12 protein-coding genes are annotated in these 17,395 nt (G+C 56.2%); 1 reads left to right on the forward strand and 11 read right to left on the reverse strand.

Annotation, left to right across the window (positions count from 1 at the left end; all coding sequences use genetic code 11):
- Positions 1–159 precede the first annotated feature (159 nt).
- From bamB to NR177_RS13245, 10 genes are all read right to left on the reverse strand, one after another.
- Positions 160–1,341 (reverse strand): outer membrane protein assembly factor BamB, encoded by a 1,182-nt coding sequence (gene bamB, locus NR177_RS13200; RefSeq protein WP_063880561.1) that lies wholly within the window; start codon positions 1,339–1,341, stop codon positions 160–162.
- A 19-nt stretch (positions 1,342–1,360) separates the two neighbouring features.
- Positions 1,361–1,978: a YfgM family protein gene (locus NR177_RS13205; protein WP_063880562.1), complete on the reverse strand. Its 618-nt coding sequence runs from the start codon at positions 1,976–1,978 to the stop codon at positions 1,361–1,363.
- A 38-nt stretch (positions 1,979–2,016) separates the two neighbouring features.
- Positions 2,017–3,291: a histidine--tRNA ligase gene (hisS, locus tag NR177_RS13210; RefSeq protein WP_256853038.1), complete on the reverse strand. Its 1,275-nt coding sequence runs from the start codon at positions 3,289–3,291 to the stop codon at positions 2,017–2,019.
- A 105-nt stretch (positions 3,292–3,396) separates the two neighbouring features.
- Entirely contained in the window at positions 3,397–4,518 is a 1,122-nt protein-coding gene (ispG, locus tag NR177_RS13215) for a flavodoxin-dependent (E)-4-hydroxy-3-methylbut-2-enyl-diphosphate synthase (RefSeq protein ID WP_063880564.1), read from the reverse strand.
- A 39-nt stretch (positions 4,519–4,557) separates the two neighbouring features.
- Positions 4,558–5,562: a cytoskeleton protein RodZ gene (gene rodZ / locus NR177_RS13220; protein WP_109717539.1), complete on the reverse strand. Its 1,005-nt coding sequence runs from the start codon at positions 5,560–5,562 to the stop codon at positions 4,558–4,560.
- Entirely contained in the window at positions 5,552–6,283 is a 732-nt protein-coding gene (gene pilW / locus NR177_RS13225; RefSeq protein ID WP_145394933.1) for a type IV pilus biogenesis/stability protein PilW, read from the reverse strand. Before pilW ends, rodZ begins: the two co-directional genes overlap by 11 nt.
- 81 nt (positions 6,284–6,364) lie before the next feature.
- On the reverse strand, positions 6,365–7,534 hold the full coding sequence (locus tag NR177_RS13230) for a bifunctional tRNA (adenosine(37)-C2)-methyltransferase TrmG/ribosomal RNA large subunit methyltransferase RlmN (RefSeq protein ID WP_063880567.1): 1,170 nt from the start codon (positions 7,532–7,534) through the stop codon (positions 6,365–6,367).
- 183 nt (positions 7,535–7,717) lie between these two features.
- Positions 7,718–8,149 (reverse strand): nucleoside-diphosphate kinase, encoded by a 432-nt coding sequence (gene ndk / locus NR177_RS13235; protein ID WP_003848684.1) that lies wholly within the window; start codon positions 8,147–8,149, stop codon positions 7,718–7,720.
- Between the two features lie 174 nt (positions 8,150–8,323).
- The gene (gene pbpC / locus NR177_RS13240; RefSeq protein ID WP_256853039.1) at positions 8,324–10,651 is read right to left on the reverse strand and encodes a peptidoglycan glycosyltransferase PbpC; all 2,328 of its coding nucleotides are present in this window, start codon (positions 10,649–10,651) and stop codon (positions 8,324–8,326) included.
- 12 nt (positions 10,652–10,663) lie between these two features.
- On the reverse strand, positions 10,664–15,562 hold the full coding sequence (locus NR177_RS13245) for an alpha-2-macroglobulin (protein WP_256853040.1): 4,899 nt from the start codon (positions 15,560–15,562) through the stop codon (positions 10,664–10,666).
- Between the two features lie 145 nt (positions 15,563–15,707).
- Between NR177_RS13245 and sseA the strand changes: the two genes are divergently transcribed.
- On the forward strand, positions 15,708–16,550 hold the full coding sequence (gene sseA / locus NR177_RS13250) for a 3-mercaptopyruvate sulfurtransferase (protein WP_145394930.1): 843 nt from the start codon (positions 15,708–15,710) through the stop codon (positions 16,548–16,550).
- Positions 16,551–16,583: 33 nt separating this feature from the next.
- Here sseA and sseB read toward each other — a convergent pair whose 3' ends face one another.
- On the reverse strand, positions 16,584–17,348 hold the full coding sequence (gene sseB, locus NR177_RS13255) for an enhanced serine sensitivity protein SseB (RefSeq protein WP_096012814.1): 765 nt from the start codon (positions 17,346–17,348) through the stop codon (positions 16,584–16,586).
- Between the last annotated feature and the right edge of the window lie 47 nt (positions 17,349–17,395).

The raw sequence follows: 17,395 nt of genomic DNA on the forward strand, positions 1-17,395 counted from the left end.
ATGTATTAAATCGCCCGAATGGCGTGATTATAACGGCTTTAGCCACTCAGTTCAGGCTTAAGGCGCTAAGGATACCATGCCTGACTAAAAACGAAACGGCCCCTGATGAAATCAGGAGCCGTTGTGCCGGAAGGATAACCCTGCCTGACAACTTACCCGTTAGCGGGTAATGGCGTAAACTTCACCGTCTTTTGACTGAATCAGCAACTTGTCGCTGGCGACGACTGGCTCAGTCTGGAAGCCTGAACTGTCCAGCTTTTGCTGGGCAACAAAACGGCCGTCGGTGGTGTTCAGCCAGTGCAGATAGCCTTCGCTGTCACCGACCACAAGGTAGCCGTTATACAGGACCGGTGAAGTCAGATTGCGATGCAGCAGATCGCTTTGACGCCAGATAGCCACACCGCCATCCGCGTTGAGGGCAATCACGCGATCGTCCTGATCCACCAGGTAGATACGACCCGCATCCACAATCAGATCTTTCACACCGCCGATTTCACGTTTCCACAAAATCTGACCAGAACGTAAATCCAGTGCAGTCAGGTTACCGTTGTAGGCCAACGCATACACAACGCCGTTAACAATGACCGGCGTGGTATCCACATCGCTCAGACGGTCGATTTCTGTCGCACCGCTCGGCTGTGAAATACGCTGCTGCCAAATCAGCTGGCCCTGGTTCAGAATAACGGCGCTTACGCGGCCGTTATCGCCACCCACGATTGCGCCACCAAAGGCTACAGACGGGGCAGATTCACCGCGCAGTGACAGCGCAGGCATATCCAGGTTAACGGTCCATTTTACTGCACCGCTGGTTTGATCAAGTCCCTGCAGCATACCGTTGCTGGTGTGAACCAGTACCAGGCCATCGCTGACCACCGGACGCGACAGCGCTTCGCCCGCGGCTTTGGCTTGCCATGCAATCGCACCATCGCTGGTGTTCAATGCATAGACCTGGCCACGTTCGCTGCCGATGTAGAGGCGGTCGCCACTCACGGTGATACCGCCAGACAGCATGGCAGAGCGGTTTTTCGAGAAGAAGCCGGTTTTCTCAGAGAGATCGACTTTCCATTTTTCTTTACCATCCGCCGCGTCGAGCGCTTTTACGATACCAAAGCGGTCAGCAGCATAAACGGTGCCGTCTTGCCAGGTCGGGTGCAGGTTAGAGTAGAAATCACCGATTCCATCACCCACGCCAGTGCTCCACACGGTCTGAGGCGTGAACTGATTTTCCACCTTCGGCAATGGGGCCATTTTCACTACATCTTCTTCGCCGCTGAACAGCGAGCAACCACTGAGCAAGGTGACTGAGATCAGCCCCGGCAGCAGGTATTTACGTAATTCCATGCGCTCTCTCTTGACTGGCTTAGCTTAAGTTATTCATCTTCATCTGCATCATTTGCTTCAGTGCAGGAGACGCATCAGATTCGACGCCTTTGCTCCATGCATCGCGCGCGCCCTGCTTATCGCCTTTGCTCAGCAGCGCTTCGCCGCGGATGTCAGCAACAATGGCTGTCCAGCCATCACCCTTCACACCGTCAAGGGTTTTAAGTGCTGCATCAGCCTGATTTTGTTGCAGTTGAATGCGTGCCAGACGCAGGTTAATGACCGCCTGCAGGTTGGCATCTTTCGTGTCTTTCAATCCGTTTTGCAGCAGGGTTGCGGCTTTGTCCAGCTGATTGCTGTCGACATACTGCTTCGCCAGATCCAGTGCCGCCAGGGCACCGTAGGTATTACTGTTTTCGCTGGCGAAAGTGTTTACCGCTTCCAGCGTTTCTGGCTTACCGGCCTGCATGGCACTGGTGACTTTCTGGTATTCAGCTGACACGGTTTTAGCTGAATCCTGCTGATGGCTGGACCAGTAACGCCAGCCGCCCAGCGCAGCGATCCCGATGACGACACCGACAGCTAAGGCTTTACCGTTGTTGGCGAAAAAGCGACGCAGCGCATCAACCTGTTCGTTCTCATTGCTATAAACTTCCACGCAATCCTTCTCCTTTCAATGGTTGTGCTGTGACACGCTTACTGCAACAGCGTGCGCAGTGCAGCAGCCGCATCTGCCTGCGCCAGCGTTTGCTGTTCGCCATTGCGCAGATCTTTAATCACGACCTGACCGGCCTTCTGTTCATCTTCACCCAGCACCAGAGCAACGCGAGCGCCCCACTTATCCGCACGGGCAAACTGCTTCTTGAAGTTACCGCCACCAAAGTTGGTCATCAGTTTTATGTCGGGCAGTTGGTCACGCAGCTTTTCAGCCAACTGCATCGCCGCTGACTGAACCCCCTGGCCGGAAGCGATAACATAGACATCGACATTGCGCGCGGGTTCAAATTCGGGATTAACCGCCTGCACTAACAACACCAGGCGCTCCATTCCCATGGCAAAACCAACCGCAGGCGTTGCCCGACCGCCCAGTTGTTCGACCAGGCCATCATAACGACCACCACCGCAAACGGTGCCCTGCGATCCCAGGCTGTCGGTAACCCATTCAATCACCGTGCGGTTGTAATAATCCAGCCCGCGCACCAGGCGCTGATTGACTGTATAGGCAATACCGGCGTCGTCCAGCAGCGCACGCAGACCGTCAAAATGCTCGCGTGACTCCGCATCCAGATAATCGCCCAACTGGGGCGCATCATTTAACAACGTCTGAATATCGGGGTTTTTGCTGTCGAGTACACGCATTGGGTTGCTGTACATGCGGCGCTTGCAGTCTTCGTCCAGCGCGTCTTTGTGCTGTTCCAGAAATGCCACCAGCGCGTCGCGATAGCTGGCACGGCCTTCAAGCGAACCAATGGAGTTCAGTTCCAGACGAACATGATCGGCGATACCCAGCGCTTTCCACCAGCGCGCATTCAGCATAATCAGTTCGGCATCAATATCCGGCCCCTGCAGGCCAAACACTTCAACGCCTATCTGATGAAACTGGCGATAGCGCCCTTTCTGAGGTCGCTCGTAGCGGAACATCGGGCCCATGTACCACAGGCGCTGTTCCTGATTATAAAGCAGACCGTGTTCGATACCTGCACGCACGCAGCCCGCCGTCCCTTCCGGACGAAGCGTCAGGCTTTCGCCATTGCGATCGTCAAAGGTATACATCTCTTTTTCAACCACATCGGTAACTTCACCAATGGCGCGTTTGAACAGAGGAGTCTGCTCTACGATGGGTAAGCGAATTTCGCTGTAACCATAGTTCGCCAGCACTGACTTCAGTACCGCTTCAATCCGTTGCCAGATGGCCGTATCCGCAGGCAGAAAATCGTTCATCCCGCGAATCGCTTGAATATTCTTCGCCACGTTAAAATCTCTTAATACAAAAAAACCTGTCCGGCATCATACCTCATGAGGATGAAACCGCACAGGCTCAGCTAAAAAAGTCATGCATGCCGAACAGGAACCGGACTATTTTTCCAGTTGCTGCACGTCAATACGACGGGATTCATCCAGCATGGCCGCTTTGGCACGAATGCGCGCTTCCAGTTGATCGATCATATCGTCATTATCCAGACGCACGCGCTGACGCACGCCATCTTCATAGAAGCCGCTTTTCTTGTTGCTACCGGTCACGCCCAGCGTGGATACCGTGGCTTCGCCCGGACCATTCACCACACAACCGATAATGGAGACGTCCATCGGGGTGATGATGTCTTCCAGTCGCTGCTCCAGAGCGTTAACCGTACCGATAACGTCAAACTCCTGACGTGAGCAGGTCGGGCAGGCAATGAAGTTGATACCGCGAGAACGAATGCGCAGCGACTTCAGAATATCAAAGCCGACTTTCACCTCTTCAACCGGATCGGCGGCCAGAGAAATACGCAACGTGTCGCCAATCCCTTCGGCCAGCAACAGCCCCAGGCCGATAGCGGACTTCACCGCACCTGCGCGCGCGCCGCCCGCTTCGGTAATCCCAAGATGCAGAGGCTGCTCGATTTGTTTTGCCAGCAGACGATAAGATTCAACCGCCAGAAAAACATCCGAGGCTTTAACGCTGACTTTGAATTGATCGAAGTTGAGGCGATCAAGATGATCGACATGTCGCATCGCTGATTCCAGCAGGGCCTGCGGCGTAGGTTCACCGTATTTTTCCTGCAGATCTTTTTCCAGCGATCCGGCGTTAACACCGATACGAATAGGGATATTTTTATCGCGGGCGCAGTCAACGACGGCGCGAATACGCTCGTTATTACCGATATTGCCCGGATTAATACGCAGGCAGTCTACGCCGTATTCAGCCACTTTAAGCGCGATACGGTAGTCAAAGTGGATATCGGCAACCAGCGGCACATTGACCTGCTGCTTAATCAGCTTAAAGGCTTCTGCGGCATCCATGGTCGGTACCGAAATGCGCACGATATCAACGCCCACGCGCTCAAGGGCTTTAATCTGGTTTACCGTCGCGGCCACGTCAGTGGTGCGGGTGTTGGTCATCGACTGGACGGCGATTGGCGCGCCGTCGCCAACGGGCACCTGGCCGACGTAAATACGTTTGGACTTACGGCGGATAATGGGTGCTTGGTTATGCATATTTCTTCTCCACAATTGCCCGGTACACGCGATACGCTGTTATTGCGCACCCAACGTCAGGCGAGCAACCTGGTTATTACGGATAAAACGACTTAAATCAACGGGTTTATTCTGATATTGCACCTGAACAACGGATGGCGCGCCAATTTTCAGACGATAAGGCGCTGTGCCTGACAGGCTCAGTTTGCCGCCGCTACGCTGAATACCGCTGAACAGTTTTTTACCGGTAGCATCCGTGACGTCCAGCCAGCAGTCGCCTGTAAAGGTCATGACCACTGAATTGGGATCGGCAGCCGGTTCGCTGACCGCCGCTGCGCCTACTGGCATCTGCTGCGCAGTGTTAGCCGGTGCAGTGCTACTGGTATCAGTCGGTGCCTGCGAAGGCGACACGACTGCGTTGTTCTCTTCCGGCTGCGTCGCCGCAGCCGTGTTATTGCCGTTACTGCTTTCAGCGGGGGCCGTGCTGGTCGCTGCACCAGTGTTAGCCGGTGTACTGCTGGTATTATTGTTCAGCGGTACGCTGGTGCTGTTATCCGTTGATGCGGCGTTAGTTTGCCCTAACGGGATTGACTGGCTGCTGTCGCTGCTACTGCCGTTCTGATCGGCCATCGACACCAGCTCATCCTGAGAGGCTTTATGGTTCTGCCACCACCAGGCACCTGTCAGACCGACCACCACGAAGATCACCAGCCAGGTGAAAATCATCAGCCAGCCGTCGCGTTTCTTACGGCGTTTGCCCAGGGAAAAGCTCTGCATCGGCTCAATTTTTGTGGCGCGAACCGGCGTCTGTTTTTCCATCATCGGCAGCAGTTCCTCTTCAGGAATATGCACCAGACGGGCATAAGAACGGATGTAACCGCGCAGGAAGGTAGAGGCTAAATTCGCAGGTAATCTGTCTTCTTCAATTTCACGTACGGTAGAAAGTTTAAGGCACAGGCGTTCAGCAACATGTTGCTGCGTGAGTCCCATTTGTTCACGGGCCAGACGCAGGCGTGTACCTGTGGAATGAACTGCAGAATTTTCTTGAGTGGCTTCAGTATTCATTAGCTAAATAACGCTGGTACTGTATCGATTGCGGAAAACGTCGCGCTAACTGGTCGCCATAACGTGAAACGTCTGCGGCATTTCCCTGTTGCGCGGCGAAACGTATGTGTAACGCCAGGCTGCGTGCCGTCGTCGGCAGCGGCTGGTAAAGCTCTAATAATAGCGCTACGTTAGCCCACTGGTCATTTTCGACCGCGCTTTCAGCTTCGGCTAGTAGCGCCTCTCCTTTACTCTGGTCCGCATCGAGCGCATATGACAACGCAGCACGCGCTGCCTGTCTGTCCCCTGCCCGCAGATAACAATACCCCGACAGTTCATACGCATCGATACGGGCGTCTCCTTCCTGCGCACCCTTCGCCCGGATAAACTGTTGATGCGCATCATCATACTGCCCTAAAGCGCAAAGAAACGCACCGTAATTGTTAGGGATGTAACCATTATGTGGCGCAATTCGCTGCGCATTTGAAAAATGGAAATGCGCAGCGGCGTTTTGCCCTTGCCGCTGAGCCAGCCTGGCTAAGGCCAGGTGCACCCGGTAATCCTGGGGATCAGCAGCCTGTGCCCGCAGGAGATTGCGGCGCGCCGCGGGGTAATCTTCCACTGCCAGGTAGTGCATCCCCAATTGCAAACGCAGTTCTGCTGCCCCGGGTTGTGACGGTGAACTGACACAACCGCTTACAACAAAAACGGCCAGTAATGCCGCGCGCATCCCTTTGCACATATCGTCTCCATCCTGTTATCTCCGTGGCGGGCATCAGCCTGCCACGCAGAGACAGAATGGGAAACGCTGTTAATCAGCCTTTCAGAGCGCCTTCACAGATATCGCTTCGCCCGCCATTTTCTTACGCAGGGTACGCTTGGTACGGTCAATGACTTCACCGGCTAACTGACCGCAGGCGGCATCAATATCATCACCACGGGTTTTACGCACAATGGTGGTAAAACCGTAGTCCATCAGCACCTTAGAAAAGCGGTCGATACGGCTGTTAGAGCTACGGCCATAAGGCGCACCCGGGAAGGGATTCCATGGGATAAGGTTGATTTTACAGGGCGTTTCTTTCAGCAATGCTGCCAGTTCATGCGCATCATCCGTGCTGTCGTTAACGTGATCCAGCAACACATACTCGATGGTGACACGTCCCTGGTTTGCATTGGATTTACCAATGTAGCGTTTAACCGCGGCCAGGAAAGTTTCAATATTGTACTTCTTGTTAATGGGTACGATGTCGTCGCGCAGTTTGTCGTTTGGCGCATGCAGCGAAATCGCCAACGCAACGTCAATCATGTCACCCAGCTTGTCGAGGGCCGGAACCACGCCCGATGTCGACAAGGTGACACGGCGTTTTGACAAACCAAAACCGAAGTCATCCAGCATGATTTCCATGGCCGGGACGACGTTATTCAGGTTGAGCAACGGCTCGCCCATGCCCATCATCACCACGTTGGTGATAGGACGCTGGCCGGTGACTTTGGCGGCACCGACAATTTTTGCAGCACGCCAGACCTGGCCAATAATTTCTGAAACGCGCAGATTGCGGTTAAAGCCTTGCTGTGCCGTCGAGCAGAATTTACATTCCAGTGCGCAACCCACCTGAGATGACACGCACAAGGTCGCGCGCTCACCTTCCGGGATATAAACCGTTTCAACCAGCTGATCGCCTACGCGAATAGCCCATTTAATGGTGCCATCCGTTGAGCGCATCTCTTCGGCCACTTCCGGGGCGCGAATTTCGGTGAGTTCCATTAAGCGGTTACGCAGCTTCTTGTTAATGTCGGTCATCTGCTCGAAATCATCGCAGCAGTAGTGGTAAATCCACTTCATCACCTGATCGGCACGGAACGGTTTTTCACCGAGCGAGACAAAAAATTCACGCATCTGCTGACGGTTAAGATCCAGCAGGTTGATTTTTTGGCTCTTCGGAGAGACGGAAATAGGCGAGGTGGACGCGGACGTCACAATCTGTTCGGACATAATGTTCTCTGGCCTCGTTGTTACACGTTATGGCGCTGTTGGGAAAAGAAAAAAATTACGCCTTCACTAAGCTGACTCAATGAAGGCGCAATATTGTACAACATCTGCTGCCTGATAACAGGTGAGACTTGCCTGTGTTCAGCAGATTTTTGTAAAGCCGCGTACGCGTCAGCCGCTAAGGGATTAACGCGTGCGTGGGCAGATTTCGTTTTCGCCGAAGAAGTAGGCAATTTCACGGGCTGCTGATTCTGCAGAATCTGAACCGTGCGTGGCGTTCTCGGTGAAGCTGTCAGCATAGTCAGCACGCAGTGTACCGGCCAGTGCGTTAGCAGGGTTAGTTGCACCCATCAGGTCACGGTGACGCTGAACGGCATTTTCACCTTCCAGCACGGAAACCACAACCGGGCCAGACGTCATGAATTCAACCAGACCGTCGAAGAACGGCTTGCCCTGGTGCTCTGCGTAGAAACCTTCAGCCTGCTCTTTGCTCAGCTGCAGCATTTTTGCGCCAACGATTTTGAAGCCTGCGCTTTCAAAACGGTTGTAGATAGCACCGATCACGTTTTTCGCGACGGCGTTTGGCTTGATGATAGAAAAAGTACGTTCGATTGCCATGATGACCTCTGTCTTGACGTTCTGAAGAAACCGGAGGCGCGCCCCGGCTAAGAAACGGCGCCGATTATAGGGGTTGAGTGTGACGTTGCCTATCACAGAACCCATAATTTATTGAAAAATCTTGATCTGCGTCTGTGCGGACAGCTTTCCACTGTGATTTAGCGCAAAAAACACTCAATCGCGGGTAAAGCCGACGTAGGCGAGTTGACCGGCTTCATCCATCACCACCAGCTGATAATCGCCAGCCCGGTCAAGGCGCAGCGACAGCGTGCCGTTCTGACTTTCCGTCTCAAGCGGCTCGCCATTTAAAAACCACCAGCGCTGAACGCCCTGACCACCCTGCACCGCCACCGGCATCACCAGCGTCGTAGTACCCGGCAGCGGCTGAACGCGCTGTCCTTCGATAACGCCGGTGACAATCAGCGGCGCGCTGCTACCCTGCTGCAAAGGCGGACACCGGGTGTCGATAGCCGGTAAACGCTGCGCCCGACGCTCCTGCGGCGGCAGCCAGGCCTCCAGCGGCAGCGGCCACACCAGGCGTTCATGGCTGATAGCATGCGGACAATCCGCCGCAACCCGCAAACCCTGATCGTTCTGCCAGTAGTGCAGGCGTAAGCCGCTCAGGCTTTCCTGCCCCGGCGCGAGTAAAGTGGGCGGTAGCGTCTCATTTAACACCCAGCTCTGCCGCCGCTGTCGACAGTTCTCATCCCCGGCAGGCAATGGCTGACCGCCAGGCCAACAGATGCTGGCCACGCTGACCGACGCTGGACGCGGATCGGTGGGCATTTCCTGAGCGGCTACGCGGTTCATCAGTACGCTGTTAATTTGATTCATGACAGGCACGGCAGACGCGAAGCCAAATTGGCCGGCCACCGGAGTGGCATCCGGTCGTCCAACCCAGACGCCGATTAAATAACGAGGATTTATTCCCACCGCCCACGCATCGCGGTAGCCATAGCTGGTGCCGGTTTTCCACGCCAGCGGTACGACAGCAGGCGCGCTGCCATTGCCAGCAGGCTGAGCCTCTCCCGCCAGAATACGGCGGATAATCCAGGCGGCCCCCGGCGACAGCAGCGGGCGCGCCTGTAAAGGTTGATCGGCCATCCAGCGCAGTTGAGCGGCGTTGCCATGACGGGCAAAGGCACTATAGGCCGCGACGATATCATCCATGCGCGCCCCGGTGCCGCCGAGTATCAAGGAGAGGTTTGGCTCCGCCCCCGGTGGGAAACGTAAATTTAGCCCCACGTTGCGCAGACGTGCGGCGACATTTTTGGGGCCAAGCGCCTCCAGCAGTTGAACGGCGGGCAGGTTTAGCGATCGTACTAATGCCTCGCTGGCACTGACCGGGCCATGAAAACCGGTATCGAAGTTGCCTGGGCGGTAATCGCCAAAGCGGCGCGGGACATCCTGCAGTAAGGACTCGGCATGAATGAGCCCATCGTCCAGCGCCATGCCATAGACAAAGGGTTTTAATACCGAGCCTGGCGAACGCACGCTGGCAATCATATCGACATGACCAAACCGGCTGTCATCACTAAAGTCTACGGAGCCGACATAACCCCGTACCGCCATTGTCGTGTGATCCACCACCAGCATCGCCAGCGAGGTCCGTGGGGGGAGCTGGTTTTTAACATTCAGCGCCATGTTTTCCAGTTCACGCTGCAGGGACGGGTCCAGCGTAGAGACAATTTTATCGTGCGTGGTCATCGACAGCAGTCGTCGCGCCAGCAACGGCGCCATCTGCGGCATCTGGCGCGGCGGAAGCCAGACCGGTTCCTCGCGGATTTCGGCGACCTGGCGGGGCGACCAGACATGATACTGTGCCAGCCTGTCCAGCACCTTGTTACGTGCGGCTTCCGCCCGCTCTGGCCAGCGATCGGGGCGCAGACGACTGGGTGCCTGCGGCAATACGGCCATCAGGGCCGCTTCGCCTCGTGTCAGCTGCGACGGGGCTTTTCCCAGCCAGCTCCAGCTTGCCGCCCCAATCCCTTCCAGCGTGCCACCAAAGGGCGCGCGATTCAGATAAAGCGTTAAGATGTCGCGTTTAGAAAGATGCCACTCCAGTTGCAGAGCGCGCCATGCCTGAATCAGCTTGCCGCGCAGTGTTCGCGGTTGCGGGTCAATGAGTCGTGCCACCTGCATGGTTAAGGTGCTGCCGCCCGAAATGACGCTGCGATGACGCAGATCCTGCCAGGCTGCGCGAAGCAGGGCCAGGGGATTAATGCCGGGATGGTACCAGAACCAGCGATCTTCATAGGTCAGCAACGCCTGTAAATAGGCAGGCGAGACGTCACTGGGGGTGACGGGATAGCGCCAGATGCCCTGGCTGTCGGCAAAGCGCCACAGTGGCGTGCCATCCTCGGCGACCACCACGCGTGCGGGCTGCACCTCTTTGAGGGGCAAGGGGAATAACCGATCCAGAATCAGCGGGATAAACAGCAAGGCCAGAATAAAAAGCGGCAGGGCTACCCACCGCTTTTTGATGTGCCTGTTTTTGATCACAACCCGGCCCGGCTACGGTTGTACATGCAGCTGTTGCGGCGTAGCGCCAATCGCCCGCCACTCAGGTACGTACATCGATTCCACCTGCGGTGGCGGCATGTGGTAGAGGCCCGGCGTCACCGCGCGTGCCAGATACATCAAGGTTGCAGGACGATAAGTATCCACTGCCAGCGCGGCAACGAAGCGATCGTCACGGAACTCAATATGCCGGATGTTGGCCTGCTGCATATCCATCATGCTCTCTTTTAACGCATCCGCACTGTCACCCAGGCTGGCACTGCTGTCTGCCAGATTCTGGTTTTCCAGCTCCAGTCCGGCCGGTAACAGATCCACGACCAGCGCATCGCTGATGCGGCGTTTCGCGGCCACGGTAAGACGGACCACCAGCAATTCACCGCTGCGCAGATTATTGAGATCCGCCAGTTTACCGTCCAGGGTGAAGTACTCTCGCTTAACGGACAGCATATGGCTGACCGGATTCGGCGGCGTCAGCGGATAACCGACCACATTCAGGCTGCCATACAGCGGTGCCGTGCCAGGATTGCTCACCTCAACGCCTTGCGCCAGTTGTTGATTATCCAGCCCTTTATTCACAGGCCCACTGCTGCTTACGGGCGGTTGATGACCCTGTAATATCGCCTGCCAGTCCTTACCCTGTGCGGTTTGCAGCGTGCGCGCCGCCAGGTAAAGCGCATTGTTCTCCTGGGTGGAGAGCCAGCGCTTCCCGTTCAGCTCTTTTGACAGTGACAGCAGCAGGCTGTTTTGCAGTTCCGGCTGCAGCTGATATTCCGCTAACAGGGCGATCATCATCCCCTCATCGCGCACCGTGCTGCCATAGTCGCCAAACCAGCGGCTTTCAGGTCGTGACAGCGTGGCGCCCTGCATCACAGCCAGCGGCGAACGCTGTCCATCCCCCATCAGCTTCAGCGCTACACCCAACTGCATCAGCGCCAGCCCCGATTTGGCCTTGTCACGCTTTTCGTAAAGCGCACGCAACGCACCCAGTGGCGCACGCTGCTGACGCGCCAGCACCAGGCCGGCATAAGCCTGAACGCTGAAACGCAATGCATCGGTGTCGGCACTGCCACCGGCGGTGATTTGTGAAGGGTCCTGTAAATAACGCAGCAGCCGTGCGTTAGCCCGATCAATCACGTCAGGGGGCAAGGCATAGCCCGCTTCGCTGGCACGCAGTAAAAAGTCGGTAACATAAGGTGTGAGCCAGAACTCCTCTTCACTCTGCTTACTCCACAACCCAAAGCTGCCGTCAGCACGCTGCATCCCGGCCAGACGGGCGATGCCGGTGTCAACGGCGGCCCGACGAACGTCATCACTGCTGGTTTTTATCCCCATAGCGCTGAGCTGCGCCTGACTGGTATAGAGCGACGGCCAGAGACCGCTGGTGGTCTGCTCCAGACAGCCATAGGGATAGGCATAAAGCGCACTGATGTAGCTGGCGATATTTAAAGGCGGACGACGACTCAGGGTCAGTTGTCCACTCAGGGTTTCTGCATCCAGACCCGCAAATGCCGCCGCCGTGACCTGCCAGGGGCTATCGTGGTCAATGACAGCGGCAAAATTGAGGGTTTGCGCAGGATAAGGCGGCCTTACGCCAATCTTCCACGTCTGCTGACTGGGCCGCACCGTCTCACCGGGCAGGTTCAGTCCTGAAATCTGCACCTGCACTTCGCCGTCACCAAACCCGGTTTTCGCCGTCACGGGCACCTGCAAGGTGGTCCTTTCGCCTTTTGCCAGCGTCACATTTTGTGTAGCCGCGCCCGACAGCCCTATCAGACCTTTGGCAGTCAAATCTACCTTCAGGGTTTGCGGCAGGTCCGTCAGATTGGTGATATCCAGTGCCAGTGACGCGCTGTCCCCGCTGGCCAGAAAACGCGGCGTGGCCAGTTCGCTGACCAGCGGGGCAGCCACCACCAGTTTGCGTTCTGCTGCGCCAAAGCTGTCATCGCTCCAGACCTGCGTCATCAGCCGCAGCTCGCCGTTAAAGGCCGGAATGGGCAGCGTCACTGAGCCCTTGCCGTTTTTATCCAGCGTAACGGCCTGAAGTTGCTGTGCCACGATATTGACATGGGTGACCGGTTTTTTACCGCCGCGCGTCATGGATTCGTCTTCACCGTCTCCGCCAAAGCGCAGAGCGGCCAGCCGTCCACCGCCTTCAATCAGTTGACCAAACACATCGTACTGATCGACGTTATAACGCTTGCGACCGAAAAAAGCCGTCCAGGGATCTGGCGTTTTATAATCCGTCACGCTTAATACACCGCTGTCTACCGCTGACAGCAGGACGTGCACCTTGTCAGGCAGCGGGCCGCCTTCACGGCTGGCCTGAACGTTCACCGTCAGGTTCTGCTCAGGACGGACCTTATCGGGTGCGTCCAGCGTCAGCGTTAAACGTCGCGCCTCGGTCGCCATCGGCAGATGTAACAGTCCGACCGCCCGTTTCGGCGTTGCGCCGCTGGCCTTGTCCCCTTCCCGAACCACAATGGCACTGAAATAGAGATCGTGACGCTGCCAGTTGTCCGCGATCGGCACGTCCACCTGCGTTCCACCCTGCGGCACCGTTAAGGGTTGCCACCAGAGCGTCCCGCTACTGGATTCCACCATCAGATAGCCTTTCCCGGCCGTGGGCGATTCGACCTGCAAATGGACGGTTTCACCCGGCTGATACGCGGCTTTATCCAGCTTCAGCTTGACCTGGTCCGGACGCAGTGCGCCTGTACCATTGGTATTATCCTGCCAGTCATAGCCCGCCTGAAAACGCACGCTGCTAATGATTTTTTCACCCGACTGGACCTCAAGCCGGTAGCTGCCCCACTCAACCGGGAAGCTGACCTTCGTGCTGCCGTCAGCGGGAATGCTGACAGATTGCTCATCTTCCTGCAGGTCTTTGGCATCGTAACGTGACTGCCAGCCTTCGCTGTCAGAGAAACTCCAGTAGTAATCACGTCGTTCACGAATCAAACGCACATCAAGCTTTTCTGCCGCCAGCTTAGCGCCCTGACTGTTGGCATAAACAATATCGAATTCTGCCAGGCTGTTTTCTGGCACGGTCGGCTCATCGTGATAGCTGTCATTGCGGTAATCGTAAACCGACTTATTGCCAAACAGCGGACGAATGCCGGGCAACGCGTCCGCGGGCCAGATGGCCTGAGTAGCACGTCGGGTGACCGGGCGACCGCCGGTTTCCAGCAGGCTGGCCTGCAGTATCAGGTTCAGCGGTGAGTGAAGCTGATCCCACTGATTATCCACGGTCAGTTGCGCCTTGCCGTTGGCGTCAAGCTTAAGATCGACATCGTCCAGACTGCGCTTCAGGCCCTGTTCGGTGATGTCACCAAACTGGTAGCCCGGCAGCGCAGCAACCGCCTCACGGGCCGGACGCAGATAGAGCTGTCCCTGCAGCTGATTCCCTGCCGCAGGCGCGCCATACAGATAACGCCCTTCAATGTCGAACGTAATATCGGCATCGGCAGGCTGGGGTTGTTCATCGTTTTTCAGCGTTAATGCCATGCGCTCAGGCAGAAAATCCTCAACGCGGAAATGCCACTGCCGCAGCTGGTTATCACCGGTATTCAGCCGGAGCATCCAGCCGCCGGTCATCGCCGAAGCCGGTAAAGCAAACCGCTGCTGATAGAAACCGTCCTGCGGCTGCCAGACCACCGTGCGCACTACCTCGCCGTCAGGCTGTACCAGTTCTGCTTTAACCGGTTGGGCCGGTAAAGGCTTGCCGTCAGCATCGCGCAGCAGCGCATTGACGATCACCGTTTCGCCAGGCCGATAAATGTCTCGTGGGCCGAAGACGAAGAGCTGTTTGTCATAGCCTTCGGGCCCCGCTACGGGGAATTCGGCTAAATCCAGAGCCGGACGTGCCAGGTCGATCAGCGAGGTTTGCTCGCCCTTCATGGCCAGCAGGAACTTGCCTTTTTCATCTGCATTAAGGCGCAAATGACCGCTGCTGTCGCTGGTGCCGTTTTGCAGCACCTGACCTTTATCATTCAACAGCCTGATACTGACGCCGGAAAGCGGTACGCCGTTTTCCAGACTCTGTGCGAAGAGTTCAAACTGGGTGGGAAAGCGGTGCAGCGACAGGCCGATATCGCTCAGGGTAAACAGCGTCGCAGGCATGCTGTAGTGATAAGTGCCCGCCTGCTTCATCACCGCCAGATAAACCCCTGGCTGCTGAAGCGGCTTAATGTCTTTCAGCGGCAACTGCAGTTTTTCCCGCGTGTTACGGGCCGGGTTGAGTTCAAAGCGGCCGGTATACACCAGTTGGCTGGTTTTCAGCAGTTCCTGAGATTGCCAGGTAGACAGGTTGTTGCCGTAATTCCACTGGGATAGGAATTCCGCCAGGCCCGCATTTTTGATTCGGAAAAAATCCACATCCACCTGGTCCACGTTCAACGCCAGTACCGGCAGCCCCTGAGCGATACGCAATGGCAACAGGGAGCCTCGGCTGGCAAAGCCCACCATCGGCTCAATGTCACGGGTAGTGATTTTTTTGCTGTAGGCCGTTGCCAGCGTCTCACCGCTGGCGGCGCGCAAGCCCGAATCGACGGTCACGGTGAACTGACGAGAGGGTTCAGGATGGCGAAAACGCAGGGCTTTACGATTGCTGGAAAGCTCCCAACCACCATCGACTTTGCCGTGTTTATCGTCGATCAACCTGACCTTTTGCGCCAGATCCTGCTTGTCATCCAGCGGCTGATTAAAGGTTAAAACCAACGCCGCCGCGCCATCAAGCTGTAATTCAGAGAGATCGATAATGGTGAGCGGTTTGCTGGCCTGCGCGCTGGCTGCAGGGGTTTCTGCACTGACGGGAAAAACAGGTAAGGTGGCGACAGACAGCAGCGATCCACCGATCAGCATGCTGAACAGCAGCCGGTTAATGCGTTTTTTCATGGTAAATCCTTCACCGGGTCCCAGGGGAATTGTTGTATAACGCTGGGCAATTTCACATCAATGCTCGCATTTAATCAACGCTTCTCTTGAGATGGTGTGCACATTACCCGACACTGGCATGACAGATTGCTGAGATGAGGTTGTTATGACGACGCCACTGTTTGTGTCCGCCGACTGGTTACAAGAACACTACAACGATGAAACGCTGCAGGTACTGGACGCACGTATGCTGCCGCCAGGCATGGATGCGGTTCGCAATATCCAGGCTGAATACCTGGCGGGGCATTTGCCCCAGGCACCTTTCTTTAATATTGAAGCACTTTCCGATCACACCAGCCCTTATCCGCATATGCTCCCGCGCGCTGAAAGTTTTGCCGTGGCCATGCGCGAGCTGGGTGTGAACAGTGATAAACATCTGATTGTTTATGATGAGGGCAACCTGTTTTCTGCGCCCCGCGCCTGGTGGATGCTACGCGCATTTGGTGTGGCGCAGGTTTCCATTCTGGCAGGCGGTTTACAAGGCTGGAAAGCCGCCGGCTTGACGCTGGCGGAGGGCGAAGTGAGCCTGCCTGAAGGTGAATTTGACGCAGAGTTTGATGACGGCCTGGTGAAACGCCTGACTGACGTGCTGCTGATTAGCCATGAAGGTGGTGCGCAAATTGTGGATGCGCGCGCGGCTAACCGCTTCAATGCCGAGGTAGATGAACCGCGTCCCGGTTTACATCGCGGGCACATTCCCAACAGTTTGAATCTGCCGTGGAACCTGCTGGTTGAACAGGGACAACTGAAGCCGGCATCCGAACTGCGCGCCCTGTTTGCCGAAGCAGGCGTGGATATTCATCAACCCATTGTCGCCACCTGTGGCTCAGGCGTGACCGCAGTCGTGTTGATTCTGGCGCTGACGTCGCTGGGTGTCCGGGATGTCTCGCTCTATGACGGTTCCTGGGGCGAATGGGGCAGCCGGGACGATTTGCCGATTGCGAAATAAGGAAACGCGCGGCCAGAGCGGCCGCGCGCGTTGTCAGATAATACGCTGACCGCCTTTGAACTCGCGCAGGAAGCTTCCCCAGCGGCGTTCATAAAAGGGCGTAATGTGGGCGGTAAAAAAGTGGCTAATGCCGCGATCTTCTGCCGTGACCTCGCAGATATCAATGGGTGCATCATCCAGTAATGTGTCGCTGGCAACGCTGCCGGCGGCCTGAATAATCGTCTCAATATCGCTGTCGGCTTCAATTCCAATCAGCAAGTTAGCCTGCTCATCAGCATGTTCTCGGATGCTGGCAACAAAGGCGCGTTTCACCTGCTTATATTTACTAAACAGCTGGGTCAGAGAGTCGATCATCTGAGCGGGCGGCTCTGCCACTTCTGACAGCAACAGCGACTGCCCCCCTTCCAGCACGCTTTGCTGCGTGAGTGCACTGCCCTCTTCGCCCAGCAGATGGCTGATTTCCGCGGCGGAGAACTCTTTGCCGGTAGGCAGCTTTGGATTAAGAAACAGGGTTTCGCCGCGCGTCATTTCAAACAGGGTGCGCACGGGTAAACGTAAATACGCCTGTTCGTCATCGACGGCGTCGCTCATTGCCTGTTCGGAAGTAAAAAACGGAATGACGCTGCTGCCATCCTCTTTCTCCCAGTGCTGGAGATCGACTGGCGTGCTGGCATCCAACTGCTGGCTGGTACTTTCGCCGGGGACCCAGACATCGGCTTCCAGCAACAGCTGGAAAAATTCAGGCCGGTGCGCAGGCTCGGTCGCTGCCAGCTTCAGCACCTCTTCAAGACGGTTCATAGTTTACTTCTACCTTCAAAAAGCGGTGGCCAGGCCACCGCTGGATT

Origin of the sequence: Pantoea sp. Fr+CA_20, assembly GCF_024520835.1 — a bacterium.
In the GTDB taxonomy this organism is placed as follows: domain Bacteria; phylum Pseudomonadota; class Gammaproteobacteria; order Enterobacterales; family Enterobacteriaceae; genus Pantoea; species Pantoea allii.

Bases quoted from the DNA above. Each gene is read 5' to 3' on its own strand.
- NR177_RS13230 (WP_063880567.1), bottom strand. From the start codon at position 7,534: ATGTCCGAACAGATTGTGACGTCCGCGTCCACCTCGCCTATTTCCGTC.
- sseB (WP_096012814.1), bottom strand. From the start codon at position 17,348: ATGAACCGTCTTGAAGAGGTGCTGAAGCTGGCAGCGACCGAGCCTGCG.
- rodZ (WP_109717539.1), bottom strand. From the start codon at position 5,562: ATGAATACTGAAGCCACTCAAGAAAATTCTGCAGTTCATTCCACAGGT.
- ispG (WP_063880564.1), bottom strand. From the start codon at position 4,518: ATGCATAACCAAGCACCCATTATCCGCCGTAAGTCCAAACGTATTTAC.
- bamB (WP_063880561.1), bottom strand. From the start codon at position 1,341: ATGGAATTACGTAAATACCTGCTGCCGGGGCTGATCTCAGTCACCTTG.
- sseA (WP_145394930.1), top strand. From the start codon at position 15,708: ATGACGACGCCACTGTTTGTGTCCGCCGACTGGTTACAAGAACACTAC.
- pilW (WP_145394933.1), bottom strand. From the start codon at position 6,283: ATGTGCAAAGGGATGCGCGCGGCATTACTGGCCGTTTTTGTTGTAAGC.
- ndk (WP_003848684.1), bottom strand. From the start codon at position 8,149: ATGGCAATCGAACGTACTTTTTCTATCATCAAGCCAAACGCCGTCGCG.
- NR177_RS13245 (WP_256853040.1), bottom strand. From the start codon at position 15,562: ATGAAAAAACGCATTAACCGGCTGCTGTTCAGCATGCTGATCGGTGGA.